Below are 14200 nucleotides of genomic sequence, written 5' to 3'. Positions count from 1 at the left end.
CCGACGATGATCGAACTGCGCATCGACGGTGATGTCGCGCACGTGGTGCTGAACAATCCGGCCAAGCTCAACGCGCTCGACGAGGCGGCCCTGCGCAGCCTCGACACCGCGTACGCCGACGCCGAGGCGGCCGGTGTGCGTGCGCTCGTGCTGCGCGGGGAGGGGCGGGCGTTCTGCGCCGGACGGGACATCTCCGGCGTCGACCCGGCCACCGACGACGTGCGCGGCTACCTCGCGGGGCTTCTCACGCCGCTGCTGAAACGGATGGCCCGCTTTCCCGCGCCCACGTTCGCCGCCGCCCACGGGGCGTGCCTCGGGGTGGGCCTGGGCCTGCTCATCGCCACCGACGTGGTCTATGTCGCCGACACCGCCAAAGTCGGATCGCCGTTCGCGGCTCTGGGTGCGACGCTCGACTCCGGCGGCCACGCGCTGTTCTACGAGCGGCTCGGGGCACACCGCACGCTCGACCTCATCTACTCGGGCGGCCTGCTCTCCGGCGAGGAGGCGGTCCGGCTCGGTCTGTTCTCGCGCAGCGTGCCGGCCGCCGAGGTGCACGAAGCCGTCTCCGCGGCCGCGTTGGCCGCCGCATCCGGCCCCACCGCCGCGTTCGTGGAGAGCAAGCGCATCATCGCGCTCCTCCGCGAAGACCGGGCGGGGCTGTGGGAGACCGTGGCGGCGGAGAACCTCGCGCAGGAGGCTCTGCGCGACACCGCCGACTACCGGGAGGGCTTCGCCGCGTTCCAGGAGAAGAGGCGACCGGATTTCACCGGGCGGTGAGCGAGCACATGCCGGAGCGCCGCATGGGGGTGGGCAGGGACTACTGTCGATGCATGCCGGAGTCGCTCACCCCGCGCGCGCAGCTCAGGGTCACGCTGCGGGAGCTCGCGTGGACGATCCACCGTCGCGCCCCGGGCCGGGCGGGGGTCGGTCCGCTGCCCACGAGCGAGATCGCGCTGCTCAAGCAGGTGCTGGATGGCCCGGGGGCGACGATCGGCGAACTGGCCGCCGCGCTCGGGCTGCAGCAGCCCAATGTCAGCACGGCGGTCCGCCTCCTCCAGCAGCGCGGCTTCGTGGTGAAAGAGACCGACCCCTCCGACGGCCGCATCGTCCGCATCTTCGCCACCGACCGCGGCGCATCCGAGCATCGGGCGATCACCGATGCCTGGACCGAGGGGCTCGCCGCCGCGTTCGACCGGCTCACCCCGGAGCATCAGGACATGCTCGACAACGCCCTGGACGCCCTGCAGGCGCTGAACCGGATCCTGCGCGCCGAGTCCTGACCGGCGGCCTGCCGCTTCAGGCGGCGGAGCCGGAGGCGGCCGCCGCGGCGAGGCTGTGCCACGTCTCGTACGTCAGCCGGGCGGCGGCTTCGGTGTCGCCGGCGGCGCACAGGGCGATGAAGCGTTCGTGCCGCTCGATCGACGCGTGCCCGTCGTCCGAGCCGAACCGCAGTCGCTCGGCTCGCCGGACGACGGGGTGGAACAGCTCCAGCACGGCGGCCAGCGCCCGATTGTGCGCCGCGGCGATCACGACGGCGTGCAGCTCGTCGTCGGCGCGCAGCGCTGCGTCGGTGTCGCCGGCTTCCAGTGCTTCCGCGAAGCGCCGGTTCGCCGCGCGCATCCGCTCGATGTCGTCCGCCTCCAGCTGTGACACGCCCTCGCGGACGGAGAGCTCGTGCATCGCGGCGACGACATCGCGCGCCTCGCGGACGGTGTCGTCGTCGATGGTGCTGACCGTCGTGGAACGCCCCGGCTGCGTCACCACGAGACCACTGGCCGCCAGACGCAGCAAAGCCTCCCGCACGGGGGTGCGGCTCACGCCCAGCCATGCCGCGAGCTCCCCGTCCTTCAGCTGCTCGCCCGGCGCGAACGTGCCGTCGACGATGGCGTCGCGCAGCCGTCCGTAGACGTCGTCCCGGAGGAGCATGCGGTCGAGCGCGGGGACGTCAGGGGGAATCGGCATGCAATATATTGCAGTCGCTCCGCCGTCATGATGCAAGTCGCCGCGCCGTGGCTGCCGATCACCGCCGGCCCCGCGCGCGCGTCAGAGCGGCCAGCCGGTGTAGGCCTCAGCCAGATACGCCCGCCCGTGCTCGGACTCGACGACGCTGCGCAGCTCGCCCACCTGGCGCAGTCGATCGAACTCGGATGCGTCGGGGGCGACGTGCAGCATGTTGGTCATCCACCACGAGAAGTGCTGCGCCTTCCAGATGCGCCGGAGGGCCGTCTGGGCGTACGCGTCAACGAGCCGCTCGTCGCCCTCCTGGAGCAGCGCGCGCAGCGCGCGCTCGAGGACCAGCACGTCCGCGACGGCGAGGTTCATGCCCTTCGCGCCGGTCGGGGGGACGGTGTGCGCGGCGTCTCCGACGAGGGCCACCCTGCCCCGGCGCAGTTCGTGCGCCACGAAGCTGCGGAACCGCAGCACGTCGCGCTGGAAGATGGGGCCCTCCCGCAGGGTCGTGCCCGGAACCCGGGTCTGCAGCGCATCCCACAGCTCCGCCTCGCTGAAGGCGGTGGGGTCGGTCTCCGGATCGCACTGGAAGTACATGCGCTGGATCGTCGCGCTCCGCTGGCTGATGAGCGCGAAACCGTCGGGGGAGTTGCTGTAGATGAGCTCCTCGGCGCTGGGCGGGGCCTCGCACAGGATGCCGAACCACGCGAACGGGTACTCGCGGAAGTATCCGCCGGTGCTCGAGCCCGTGACCGCCTCGCGGGCGACGCTGCGTGAGCCGTCGGCGCCGACGACGAAGTCGGCCTCGATCTCCAGCGGCGCGCCATCCGCGTCGGTCGCGATGACCCGGGGACGGTCGGTGTCGGCGCCCTCGACGCGCTGCGCGCTCACGCCGAAGCGCAGATCCTGCCCGCCCGCCAGACGCGCCGCGATGAGGTCCTTGAGCACCTCGTGCTGCGGGTACAGCCACACCCCTCGCCCGACCAGGCCGGCGAAGTCGATCCGGTGCCCCTCGCCGGCGAAGCGCAGCTCGATGCCGTCATGGCGGTTGCCCGCGCTGCGGACGCGCTCGGAGGCGCCGGTGGCCTCCAGCACCTCGACGGTGCCCTGCTCGAGGATCCCGGCACGGATCGTCGTCTCGATCTCCGCGCGGGTGCGCGAATCGATCACGACCGAATCGATGCCGGCGTCTGCCAGCAGGTGCGAGAGCAGCAGCCCGGCGGGGCCGGCGCCGATGATGGCCACACGGGTGCGGACGGAGGTGGTCATGGGGTCTCCTTCGACGGACGTACTCCCCGATCCTGGAGGATCAGCGCCGCTCAGCGGGGACGGAGACCCGTTCAATGGGAGGCGGATCGAGCGCGACTTCGATGTCCACAGCCGCGCGGCGCAGCTCGGCGAGCGGCTGCTCGATCGGCGCGTCGCGGGGGAGCACGACCGACAGGGCCGCGACGACCTCGCCGGTGCGCTCACGGATGGGCACCGCCACCCCGGTGGACACGCTCTCGATGTACCCGGGTGCGGCGGCATGCCCGAGCCGCCGCACTTCCGCGAGCTTCCGCCGCAGTGTCGCCGGATCGACGAGGGTGTGCGGTGACATCGCCCGCAGCGGCGCGGACAGGACGCGCTCCTGCACGTCCGTCTCGGCGTGGGCGAGCAGGACGAGCCCTGACGATGACGCGTGCAGCGGCAGGCGTCCGGCGATGCGCGTGACGTTCGCGCCGGAGGCGGGGTCGCTCAGCCGCTCCAGGAACAGCGCTTCATCCTGCTCCCGGATGGCCAGCTGCGTGTGCTCGCGGACGCGGGCCTGGACGCGCTCCATGTAGGGCAGGGCGACCTGACGCAGCCGGAGGGCGCGGGAGGAGCGGGTCGCCAGTTCCCACAGGCGCATCCCCACCCGCACGCGCCGGTCATCGTCGCGCTCGAGCAGCCCCGTGGCCACGAGCTCCCCGACGATGCGGTGGGCGGTGGAATCGGGCAGGCCGGCCCGCCGCGCGATCTCCGCGGCGGTCTGCACCGTCCGGGTGGGTGTGAAGGTCTCGAGGATCCGCACCAGCCGGTCGGTCATCGAGTCGCCCGAGGGGGAGTTCGCCACACGCCCAGCCTGCCACGCGCCCCGCTGCGGCTCGCGCCGCGTTTTTACCGTGCCGCCCCGGCCGAGGTCAATACGGAGCGCGGAATCCCCCGCGGGAGTAGAACTGTTGCCCGGAGGCGGTGCCGCCGCCGCAGGAAGGAACGCGGATGTCCTCGTCCAAGGTGCAGGTCAAGGAAGTCAGGTCGCTCGTGCCGGCGCGCATGGACCGCCTGCCGTGGTCGCGATTCCACTGGATGATCGTGGTGGGCCTGGGCTTCTCCTGGATCCTGGACGGCCTGGAGGTCCAGATCGTCGCGGCGAACGGCTACGCCCAGACGCTGGGGATGGACGCCTTCGAGGTCGGTCTGGCCGGCACCTTCTATCTGCTCGGGCAGGTCACGGGCGCTCTCGTGTTCGGGCGGCTGACCGACCGGCTCGGCCGCAAGAAGCTGTTCATCCTGTCCCTCGTGGTCTACCTCGCCGGCAGCGCGATCGCGGGCCTGGCGTTCGCCCCGTGGTTCTTCTACGTCTGGCGGTTCGTCGCCGGCGCGGGGATCGGCGGCGAGTATGCCGCGATCAACTCCGCGATCGACGAGATCATCCCCTCGAAGTACCGCGGTCGCGTCGACATCGCCATCAACGGCACCTACTGGGGCGGGGCGGCCCTCGGCGCCGTGGCGAACATCTTCTTCCTCAACACCGACCTGCTCCCGCAGGACGTGGGCTGGCGTCTCAGCTTCTTCCTCGGCCCGGTCCTGGGCCTGCTGATCATCTGGCTGCGCCGCCACATCCCGGAGAGCCCGCGGTGGCAGATGACGCACGGCCGGGAGGAGGAGGCCGAGCGCAACGTCGACGGGATCGAGGAGCGCATCCGCAACGAGGGCAAGACCATCAGCCCCGTGGACGACTCCAAGGCGATCACCGTGAAGGAGTACGGCCAGGTGCCCTTCCTGGTGATCGCGAAGGTGCTGTTCCGGAAGTACCCCCGGCGCACGCTCGTGGGCGTGACGATGATGGTCACCCAGTCGTTCCTCTACAACGCGATCTTCTTCACGTACGCACTCGTGCTGCAGAACTTCTACGACACCCCGCCGGCCTCCGCGGGGCAGTACTTCATCATCTTCGCCGTCGGGAACCTCGCCGGCGCACTGATCCTGGGCCACTTCTTCGACACGTGGGGACGGCGGCGGATGCTGTTCGGCACCTACGTGCTGGCGGGGCTGATCCTCCTGGTCAGCGCCTTCCTGTTCAACGCGGGCGTCCTTAACGCCGGCACCCACACCGCGTTCTGGTGCGCCTCGTTCTTCTTCGCCTCCGCGGGCGCGTCGGCGGCGTACCTGACCGTCAGCGAGATCTTCCCGCTCGAGCTGCGCAGCCAGGTGATCTCCTACGTGTTCTCGATCGGGCAGCTGGTCGGCTCCATCGCGCCCGCGCTGTACGGCGCCCTCATCGGCGACGGCACCGACCGCGTGCCGCTGTTCTGGGGATACGTGCTCGGATCGGTCGTGATGATCGTCGGCGGTGTCATCTCGGGGGTGTTCGGCGTCAGCGCGGCCGGCAAGTCGCTCGAAGACATCGCCGACCCGCTGTCGCTGGTCGCCGGCGCCGACGGGAAGGTCACGCCCGACGACGACGGCGGGCAGGCGCAGGCCTCCCGCGGCCGGGAGGAGGGGCCATCCCGGCGCTAGGGTGAAGGCATGGGGTCCAGGCCGGACGAGCGGGGCGCGCTCGGGCGGATGCTGCAGGTGCTGGAGTGCTTCGATGAGGACGAGCCGGCGCTGACCGTCGCCGAGATGGCCCGCCGCACCGGCATCCCGCTGTCCTCGCTGCACCGCTGGGTCGCCCTCCTCGCCCGTGAAGGCCTGCTCGCCCGGGGCCCGGGTGCCACCTACGCGATCGGCTCGCGTCTGTGGGAGCTGGGCGAGCTCTCGCCCCTGTCGCTGCGGCTGCGCGAGACGGCGCTGCCGCATCTGGCCCGGCTGTACGAGGCCACCGGCGAGAACGTCCACCTGGGCGTGCTCGACGGCGCATCGCCGGAGACCTCCGCCGTGCTGTTCGTGGGGCGCGTGACGGGCCTCAACTCCATCCCGGTGGTCAGCCGCGCCGGCGGTCGCGGGCCGCTGCACACCACGGGCGTGGGCAAAGCGCTGCTCGCGACCCGCGACGAGCCGTGGCTGCGGCGGTATCTGCGCGCCCCGCGCGAGCTCGAGACGCAGCACTCCGTCGTCGCCGAGGAGGCGCTGCGCGCCGACATCGACCGCGCTCGCGCCCGCGGTTTCGCGACGACGCGCGAGGAGATGACCCTCGGCAACGTCTCCGTCGCGGCGGCGCTGCCGCGCGTCGAGGGGCTTCCGCCGGTCGCGATCGGCCTCGTGGTGCACCTGGACCGTGCGGACGAGCGCCGCCTCGGCCCCCTCGTCGTCCAGACCGCGCGCGACCTGCACGCTGCCCTCCGCGACGCCCGCTGACCCCCCGCGCCCCGCGCCCGCGCCCCGCGACCCGCTGCCCGCGAGACTGCACGCCACCGGCGAGACCCCGACATAATGCCGCTGTCTCGCCGGTGGGGTGCAGTCTCGCGGATGGGGCGGGTCGGATCGGCCGCGACGAGGCCTGGCGCGCGAGGCCGGTGCGGCGTAGAATGGGCGATATACGGACATGTGTTCGCTGTGCGAACGGATAGGGAGCCGGAGTGATCGACAAGACCGTGCCAGACGTCGAAACGGCGATCGCGGGCATCCAGGACGGCGCGACCGTCCTCATCGGCGGATTCGGACGCGCCGGCCAGCCCGTCGAGCTCATCGATGCGCTCATCGCCCACGGCGCGAGCGAGCTGACGATCGTCAACAACAACGCCGGCAACGGCGACACCGGCTTGGCGGCGCTCCTGGCGGCGCGCCGCGTGCGCAAGATCGTGTGCTCCTTCCCGCGGCAGAGCGACTCGTGGGTCTTCGACGGGCTCTACCGCGCGGGCGACATCGAGCTGGAGCTCGTGCCGCAGGGCAACCTCGCCGAACGCATCCGGGCCGCCGGCGCCGGCGTCGGCGCGTTCTTCTCACCGACGGGCGTCGGCACGCAGCTGGCCGAAGGCAAGGAGACCCGCGAGATCGACGGGCGCACATATGTGCTGGAGTACCCGATCCGCGGCGACGTCGCCCTCATCAGCGCCTACCGCGCCGACCGGTGGGGCAACCTCGTCTACCGCGAGACCGCGCGCAACTTCGGTCCGATCATGGCCACGGCCGCCGCCACCACGATCGTGCAGGTGGACGAGATCGTGCCGCTGGGTGCGCTGGACCCCGAGGCCGTCGTGACGCCCGGCCTGTTCGTGGACCGCGTCGTCGCCGTGGGGGAGCGCCGCTGGCTGCGTGAGGGCGAGTTCGTCGGCGGCGTGGACCTGGAAGGGCGGCCGCTGGAGGCTGCGACAGGAGGAGAGCGATGACCACGCGTCTGTCCCGCGACGACCTGGCCCGCCGCATCGCGGCCGACATCCCCGAGGGCGCGTACGTCAACCTCGGCATCGGCGCCCCGACCCTGGTGGCCAACTTCCTGCCCGCCGACGAGGAGATCATCCTCCACACCGAGAACGGGCTGCTCGGCATGGGACCCGCGCCCGAGCCGGGGCGGGTGGACCCCGACCTCATCAACGCCGGCAAGCAGGCCGTGACCGCCCTGGCGGGAGCTGCGTACTTCCACCACGCCGATTCGTTCGCGATGATGCGCGGCGGCCACCTCGATGTGTGCGTGCTGGGCGCCTTCCAGGTGTCTCAGACCGGCGACCTCGCCAACTGGTCCACGGGCGCGCCGGGCGCGATCCCGGCCGTGGGCGGGGCGATGGACCTGGCGATCGGGGCGAAGGACGTCTACGTCATGACCGATCTCCTGACCAAGGACGGCGGCTCCAAGCTCGTCGCCTCCTGCACGTATCCACTCACCGGTGTCGGGTGCGTCTCGCGCGTGTACACCGACCACGCCGTCTTCGACGTCACGGCGGAGGGCTTCGCCGTGCGGGAGCTGTTCGGCGACAACACCGTCGACGAGCTCCGGTCACTGACCGGACTCGACCTGATCGACGCGACGGCGGATGCCGCGGCATCCGCAGAAGGGACCCAGTCATGACCGCCAGTTTCGTCTACGACGCCGTCCGCACCCCCTTCGGCCGTGCCGGCGGGGCGCTCGCCGGAGTGCGGCCGGACGACCTCGCCGCTGTCACGATGCGCGCGATCGTCGAGCGCACGGGGCTCGATCCCGCCCGCATCGATGACGTCGTCTTCGGCGACGCCAACCAGGCCGGCGAGGACAACCGCAACGTCGCCCGGTTCGCCGCGCTCCTGGCGGGCTTCCCCACCAGCGTCACCGGCGTCACGGTGAACCGGCTGTGCGCGTCGTCGCTGGAGGCTGCGATCCAGGCTGCCCGGGCCGTCGAGACCGGAGACGCCGACATCGTTCTCGCCGGTGGCGTGGAGTCGATGAGCCGTGCGCCGTACGTGGTGGAGAAGTCGCCCAAGCCGTGGCCGGCGGTGGGCAACCAGACCCTGTGGAACACCGCCATCGGCTGGCGCATGGTGAACCCGAAGTTCCCCGCCCACTGGACCATCTCCAACGGCGAATCGGCGGAGAAGATCGCGCGCGAGTGGGACATCAGCCGCGAGGCGCAGGACGAGTTCGCCGTGCGCTCGCACCGCTTGGCCGCCGCCGCGTGGGCCGAGGGCGTGTACGACCCCGAGATCGTGCAGGTGCCCGGGGTGGAGCTGACGCGCGACGAGGGCATCCGTGACGACACGTCGGTCGAGAAGCTCGCCGGACTCAAGCCGCTGTTCGCGCAGGACGGCTCGGTCACCGCCGGCAACTCCTCGCCCATCAACGACGGTGCGTCGGCGGTCCTGATCGCCGGCGAGAACGCTCTGCCCGCTGAGCCGCTCGCCCGTATCGCCGGCCGGGCCACGCACGGCGTCGACCCGGATCAGTTCCCCATCGCCCCCATCGAGGCGGCCAACAAGGCCCTCGCACGCGCCGGGCGGACGTGGGCCGACGTCGACGTCGTCGAGCTGAACGAGGCGTTCGCGTCGCAGTCGCTCGCGTGCATCGCCGGCTGGCCGGATCTGGATCCGGAGAAGGTCAACATCCACGGCGGCGCCCTCGCGATGGGGCACCCGCTGGGAGCATCGGGCGGCCGCATCCTCGGACACGCGGCGCACGAGCTGGCCCGTCGTGGCGGCGGGGTCGCCGTCGTGGCGATCTGCATCGGGGTCGGACAGGGCCTGGCCGTCGTCCTCGAGCGCTGAGGCCGTGGGTAGGGTGAGGCGGTGACCGACGAGACCGCACCCGCCCCCGCGTCGGCGGATTTCGTCCAGTCGCTCGCGCGCGGCCTGGCCGTCATCCGCGCGTTCGACGCGGAGCATCCCGCGCTGACCCTGAGTGACGCGGCCCGGCGCGCCGGGCTTCCGCGCGCGGCCGCGCGACGGTTCCTGCACACCCTCGAGACGCTGGGCTACGTGCGATCGGATGCCCGCACGTTCTCCCTCACGCCGCGCGTGCTCGAGCTGGGCTTCAGCTACCTCTCGGCACTGTCTCTCCCCGAGATCGCCCAGCCGCACCTCGAGCGCCTCTCGCGCGAGGTCGACGAGAGCGTCTCGGCGGCCGTGCTCGACGGCCCCGACATCGTGTACGTCGCGCGCGTGCCGACCCGCCGGATCATGAGCGTGCGGATCACGATCGGCACCCGCTTCCCGGCCTATGCCACGAGCATGGGGCGCGTGCTGCTGGCCGCGCTTCCCGAGGAGCAGGCGGCCGACCTCATCGCCGCGGCGCACCCGGAGCCCCTCACGCCGCGCACGCGCACGGATGCGGCGGCCCTGCGGGCCGAGCTGGAGCGGGTGCGGGCGCAGGGGTGGGCGCTCGTGGACGGCGAACTGGAGCCGGGGCTGCGCTCGATCGCCGCGCCCGTGCACGGGCGGAACGGCGCGGTCGTGGCCGCGGTCAACGTCTCCGCCAGCGCCACCGGCCACACCGTCGAGCATCTGCGCGACGCATGCCTTCCGGCGCTGCTGGCAGCGACCGCCGCGATCGACGCGGACATCAGATTGCTCTGAGCCCGGTCTCTCGCGGCGGCCGCCGTCAGGTCAGTGCGTGGCCGGAGCCTCCCGCCGCGGGCGGAGGAAGCACACCGCGACGAAAGCGACCAGTCCGAGGATCCCGCCCACGACGAACGACCCGCGGGTGCCCGCCACGAGCGCATCGCTCGCGCCGGTGCCGCCGTCGGCCGCCAGTGCGGCCCCGATCGTGAGCGCCGCCACGAACAGCGCAGTGCCGGCGGCGCCGGCGAGCTGCTGCAGCGTGTTCACGATCGCGCTTCCGTAGGGGTACTGCTCGCGCGGCAGCGAGCTGAGCGACATCGTCATGAGCACGGGCATGAGCGCCGCCATCCCGGCGCAGAAGACCACGTGCAGCACGACCACGAGCCACAGGGGTGTGTCGGCGCCGATCGTCGCCAGCATCCACTGCCCGCCGGCCAGCAGCACGGCACCGGGGATCAGGACGGGGGCTGCGCCGATGCGGTCGTACAGACGTCCGGCGATGGGGGAGATGATGCCCTGGATGAGGCCGCCGGGCAGCAGCAGAAGGCCTGTCGCCAGGACGCTCACCCCGCGGGCGTCCTGCAGGTAGATGGGCAGGACGATCACGGCGCCCAGCATCGTGGCCATGCACATCATGACCACCAGCACCGCCGTGCGGAAGGTCGGGACGGCGAAGGGGCGCAGGCTCAGCAGCGGCTCACGCGCGCTGCGCGACAGCGCGCCCTGGCGCCGGGCGAACATCACGAGGGCTGCCACGCCGATGACGGCGGCGGCGAGCGGGATCCATGCGCCCTCGAGGACGGCGCCGATGGATGCGAGCGCGTAGACGATCCCGCCGAAGGCGACAGCCGACAGAGCCACCGACCAGACATCCATCCGCGCGCGGGCGGTCTCCCCGTTCGCGCGGAGGGTGAGGGCTCCGGCGACGAGCGTCAGCGCCGCGATGGGCAGCATGACCCAGAAGATGCTGCGCCACCCTGCGAGGTCGACGACGATGCCCGAGAGCGTCGGGCCCACTGCGGGGCCCACGGAGATGACGATCGAGTTCAGGCCCATGATCGTCCCGCGGTGCTGAGGGGCGACCGAGGTGAGGGTCGTGGTCATGAGCAGCGGGAGGATGATCGCGGTGCCGCCGGCCTGCACCACACGCGCGAGGAGCACCAGTGCGAAGCTGGGGGCGAGGGCTGCGACCACCGTGCCGACGAGGAAGAGCGCCAGCGCGGTCACGAACAGGCCGCGAGTGCTGAAGCGGCGGATGAGAAAGCCGGTGGTGGGGATGACGACGGCCATCGTCAGCATGAAACCGGTGGTCAGCCATTGCGCCGTCGTCGCCGGCACCGAGAACTCCTGCATGAGCGGGGGCAGCGCGACGCTCAGGACCGTCTCGTTGAGGATCATGACGAAGGCCGCGATGACGAGCACGGCGATGACGGGACCGACACGTCCGGTGGGGGTGTCTGGTCCGCGCCTCGAGGAGGTGGGGGTCGGAGCGGTCGGGGTGGGGGCGTGCGACATGAAGCCCTTTCGGGTGCGGAGAGGCGGGGGGACGCGGCGACAGCCGACCGTCCATTATGGCACGCAGTGCCAGAGCGGCGTAACGTGCCGTTTCCATCGAAGGCCGATCGTGTTAGGAAGGAGCACATGACCTCCGCCCCGCCCGTCGGCCTGCTGATGCGGCGGAAACTCGACACCGCGCGCGACATCCACCGCGCCGCGCTCGACCTCTTCGAGGAGCAGGGCGTCCGCGACACCACCGTCGCCCAGATCGCCGAGCGGGCGGGAGTGTCCCGCCGGACGTTCTTCCGCTATTTCCCCACGAAGGAGCTGGCAGGGCTCCCCGGCCAGCGGCGCCTGCTCGCCGCCATCGCCGCGCTGCGGGTGACCGATCACTCCGCCGCGGCGATCGCGCGCACGGTCGCGGACGCCGGATCCGCCGCGATCGGGCGCAGCGACGATCCCGAGCTCGACGAACATCGCCGGGTGGCGGCGCTCCTGGCCACCGAACCGCTGCTGCGGGCCGCGGCCTCCGCGCAGGAGCACGACCTGGCGGTGAGCCTGCGGGAGCGGATGGCCGTCCTCGCCCCCGAGCTCGATCCGCTCTCGGCTCACCTCATCGCCGAGACGACGGTCGCCGTGTGGCGCGTCACGTGGGAGCGCTGGGGTGAACTGGCGCGGGAAGGGGTCTCCGCCGACCCCGCGGACATCTACGGCGAGTGCCGGGCGCGGCTCGCCGTCCTCGCCGGCGCGCTCGGTGCGGAGGTGCGCTCATGACCCCGCCCGCCGCGATCGTCGTGATGGGGGTGTCGGCGGCGGGTAAATCCAGCGTCGCCGCCGCGCTCGCGGAGCGTCTGGGCGTCCCGTGGGCGGATGCCGACGGCCTGCACTCGGCTGACAACGTGGCGAAGATGGCCGCGGGGCAGCCGCTCGGCGACGACGACCGCTGGCCGTGGCTGGATGTGGTCGGGCAGACGCTCGCCGACGGTGCGGCGAGCGGCGGCATGATCGTCGCCTGCTCGGCTCTGCGTCGCACCTACCGCGACCGCATCCGCCGCTTCGCCCCGGACGCGGTGTTCGTGCACTTGAGCGCGCCCGAGGAAGTCCTCGCGGCGCGGGCCGCCGCCCGCACCGGGCACTTCATGCCGGCGACGCTGCTGGCATCCCAGCTGGCGATCCTCGAGCCTCTCGGCCCGGACGAGAGCGGCGTCGTGGTGGACGTCACCCCACCCGTCGCCGACGTCGCCGAGCAGGCCGTCCGTGCGCTGTCGGAGAGGAGCTGAACCCGATGGCCACGCGTCTGCTGATCATCTCCGACACGCACGTGCCCGCCCGCGCGCGCACGATCCCGCCGACGGTGCTGCGCGAAGCGGATGCCGCGGACCTGATCGTGCATGCCGGTGACTGGATCGTCGCATCCGTGCTGGACGAGCTGGAGCAGCACGGCGACGTCCTGGGGGTGTGGGGCAACAACGACGGCCCCGACCTGCGTGGACGGCTGCCCGAGATCGCGCGGCGCGAGGTGGACGGTGTCCGGCTCGCGGTGGTCCACGAGACCGGGCAGGCGAAGGGGCGGGAGGTGCGCATGGATGCCGCGTTCCCCGACACGGACGTGCTCGTCTTCGGCCACAGCCACATCCCGTGGGACACGACCACACCTCGGGGCCTGCGGCTGCTCAATCCGGGGTCGCCGACCGACCGGCGCCGCCAGCCCCGGCATACCTACCTCACCGCGGTGGCCGACGCCGGGGTCCTCCGCGACGTGCGACTCGTCGAGCTCTGACCGCTGATCACCGCCACTGCTTGACAGTGGAACGCGTCAGCGTTTACATGAGTGCAGTGTCACTTCACATGCGTGCGGATCACCTGTGTGAGAAGGGGAGACCGAGCCATGAGTGGACGCACGATCCTCGTCGCCGGCGGATCGTCCGGCATCGGCCTGGAGCTCGCCGGCGACCTGATCGCCGGTGGCGATTCGGTCGTCCTCACCAGCCGCAGCCTCGAACGGGCGCAGGAGGTGGCGGCCGGCCTCGGCCCGCAGGCGACCGGGATCGCGTTGGATCTGTCAGAGCCGGAGGGCATCGCTGCGCAGCTGCGCGACGTGCCGGGCCTGGACGGGCTCGTGCTGATGGCGATCGAGCGTGACGCGAACACCATCCGTGATTACGACATCGCCCGTGCGCGCCGGCTCGTGACCCTCAAGCTCGTGGGCTACACCGAGACGGTCCACACGCTCCTGGACCGGCTGGCGCCGTCCGTCGACACGGGCATCGTCCTCTTCGGTGGTCGCGCGAAGGATGCGCCCTACCCGGGTTCGACGACGGTCTCGACGATCAACGGTGGCGTGGAAGGGCTCATGACCACGCTGGCCTGGGAGCTCGCCCCCATCCGCGTCAACTCGCTGCATCCGGGGATCATCGGGAACAGCCCCTTCTGGGCGGGCAAACCCGAGGGGGTGCTCGACGGCTACCGCGAGCGCACACCCGGCGGCGAGCTCGCCACGATGGCGGACGTCGTGGATGCGACGAAATTCCTGCTCTTCAACCGCGGTGTTAGCGCCCACACCCTGTACGTCGACCGGGGCTGGCGCATCGCCTGACCACCCTTG

At 71.9% G+C, this 14200-nt stretch carries 16 protein-coding genes; 12 read left to right on the top strand and 4 right to left on the bottom strand.

The window, feature by feature from the left end; translation table 11 throughout:
• The first annotated feature begins 6 nt into the window (after positions 1–6).
• Both E4K62_RS15445 and E4K62_RS15440 read left to right on the top strand, forming a co-directional pair.
• Positions 7–777 (top strand): enoyl-CoA hydratase/isomerase family protein, encoded by a 771-nt coding sequence (locus E4K62_RS15445; RefSeq protein ID WP_135068974.1) that lies wholly within the window; start codon positions 7–9, stop codon positions 775–777.
• Between the two features lie 53 nt (positions 778–830).
• Positions 831–1280 (top strand): MarR family winged helix-turn-helix transcriptional regulator, encoded by a 450-nt coding sequence (locus tag E4K62_RS15440; RefSeq protein ID WP_135117039.1) that lies wholly within the window; start codon positions 831–833, stop codon positions 1278–1280.
• Between the two features lie 16 nt (positions 1281–1296).
• Here the strand turns inward: E4K62_RS15440 and E4K62_RS15435 are convergent, their stop codons facing one another.
• The 3 genes from E4K62_RS15435 to E4K62_RS15425 all read right to left on the bottom strand — a co-directional run bounded on the left by E4K62_RS15435 (position 1297) and on the right by E4K62_RS15425 (position 4045).
• Complete coding sequence (locus E4K62_RS15435) at positions 1297–1962, bottom strand: GntR family transcriptional regulator (RefSeq protein WP_135068970.1); 666 nt, start codon at positions 1960–1962, stop codon at positions 1297–1299.
• 81 nt (positions 1963–2043) lie between these two features.
• Complete coding sequence (locus E4K62_RS15430) at positions 2044–3219, bottom strand: 4-hydroxybenzoate 3-monooxygenase (RefSeq protein WP_135068968.1); 1176 nt, start codon at positions 3217–3219, stop codon at positions 2044–2046.
• Between the two features lie 40 nt (positions 3220–3259).
• Complete coding sequence (locus tag E4K62_RS15425; protein ID WP_135068966.1) at positions 3260–4045, bottom strand: IclR family transcriptional regulator; 786 nt, start codon at positions 4043–4045, stop codon at positions 3260–3262.
• A 146-nt stretch (positions 4046–4191) separates the two neighbouring features.
• Between E4K62_RS15425 and E4K62_RS15420 the strand changes: the two genes are divergently transcribed.
• From E4K62_RS15420 to E4K62_RS15395, 6 genes are all read left to right on the top strand, one after another.
• Positions 4192–5712: an MFS transporter gene (locus E4K62_RS15420; RefSeq protein WP_135068964.1), complete on the top strand. Its 1521-nt coding sequence runs from the start codon at positions 4192–4194 to the stop codon at positions 5710–5712.
• Between the two features lie 9 nt (positions 5713–5721).
• Positions 5722–6492 carry an IclR family transcriptional regulator gene (locus E4K62_RS15415; RefSeq protein WP_135068962.1) on the top strand — a complete coding sequence of 257 codons (771 nt, stop codon included), beginning with the start codon at positions 5722–5724 and terminating at the stop codon, positions 6490–6492.
• Positions 6493–6713: 221 nt separating this feature from the next.
• Positions 6714–7463 (top strand): 3-oxoacid CoA-transferase subunit A, encoded by a 750-nt coding sequence (locus E4K62_RS15410; RefSeq protein WP_135068960.1) that lies wholly within the window; start codon positions 6714–6716, stop codon positions 7461–7463.
• Positions 7460–8140, top strand: coding sequence for a 3-oxoacid CoA-transferase subunit B (locus E4K62_RS15405; protein ID WP_135068958.1), 681 nt, complete (start codon positions 7460–7462; stop codon positions 8138–8140). Before E4K62_RS15410 ends, E4K62_RS15405 begins: the two co-directional genes overlap by 4 nt.
• Positions 8137–9306 (top strand): thiolase family protein, encoded by a 1170-nt coding sequence (locus E4K62_RS15400; protein WP_135068956.1) that lies wholly within the window; start codon positions 8137–8139, stop codon positions 9304–9306. The genes E4K62_RS15405 and E4K62_RS15400 overlap by 4 nt, the downstream gene beginning before the upstream one ends.
• Before the next feature lie 21 nt (positions 9307–9327).
• Complete coding sequence (locus tag E4K62_RS15395; RefSeq protein WP_135068954.1) at positions 9328–10113, top strand: IclR family transcriptional regulator domain-containing protein; 786 nt, start codon at positions 9328–9330, stop codon at positions 10111–10113.
• 30 nt (positions 10114–10143) lie between these two features.
• Here the strand turns inward: E4K62_RS15395 and E4K62_RS15390 are convergent, their stop codons facing one another.
• Positions 10144–11613 carry a DHA2 family efflux MFS transporter permease subunit gene (locus E4K62_RS15390; protein ID WP_135068952.1) on the bottom strand — a complete coding sequence of 490 codons (1470 nt, stop codon included), beginning with the start codon at positions 11611–11613 and terminating at the stop codon, positions 10144–10146.
• Positions 11614–11739: 126 nt separating this feature from the next.
• On the opposite strand from E4K62_RS15390, the gene E4K62_RS15385 reads away from it, so the two are divergent.
• The 4 genes from E4K62_RS15385 to E4K62_RS15370 all read left to right on the top strand — a co-directional run bounded on the left by E4K62_RS15385 (position 11740) and on the right by E4K62_RS15370 (position 14191).
• The gene (locus tag E4K62_RS15385) at positions 11740–12369 is read left to right on the top strand and encodes a TetR family transcriptional regulator (protein WP_135068950.1); all 630 of its coding nucleotides are present in this window, start codon (positions 11740–11742) and stop codon (positions 12367–12369) included.
• Complete coding sequence (locus E4K62_RS15380; RefSeq protein ID WP_135068948.1) at positions 12366–12875, top strand: gluconokinase; 510 nt, start codon at positions 12366–12368, stop codon at positions 12873–12875. The genes E4K62_RS15385 and E4K62_RS15380 overlap by 4 nt, the downstream gene beginning before the upstream one ends.
• 5 nt (positions 12876–12880) lie before the next feature.
• Positions 12881–13375, top strand: a complete 495-nt coding sequence (locus E4K62_RS15375; protein ID WP_135068946.1) for a metallophosphoesterase family protein — start codon at positions 12881–12883, stop codon at positions 13373–13375.
• Between the two features lie 108 nt (positions 13376–13483).
• Positions 13484–14191 (top strand): SDR family NAD(P)-dependent oxidoreductase, encoded by a 708-nt coding sequence (locus tag E4K62_RS15370; RefSeq protein ID WP_135068944.1) that lies wholly within the window; start codon positions 13484–13486, stop codon positions 14189–14191.
• Positions 14192–14200: the final 9 nt, after the last annotated feature.

Source organism: Microbacterium wangchenii (genome assembly GCF_004564355.1).
Lineage (GTDB): Bacteria > Actinomycetota > Actinomycetes > Actinomycetales > Microbacteriaceae > Microbacterium > Microbacterium wangchenii.
This window is presented reverse-complemented; position numbering and strand designations above follow the sequence as displayed.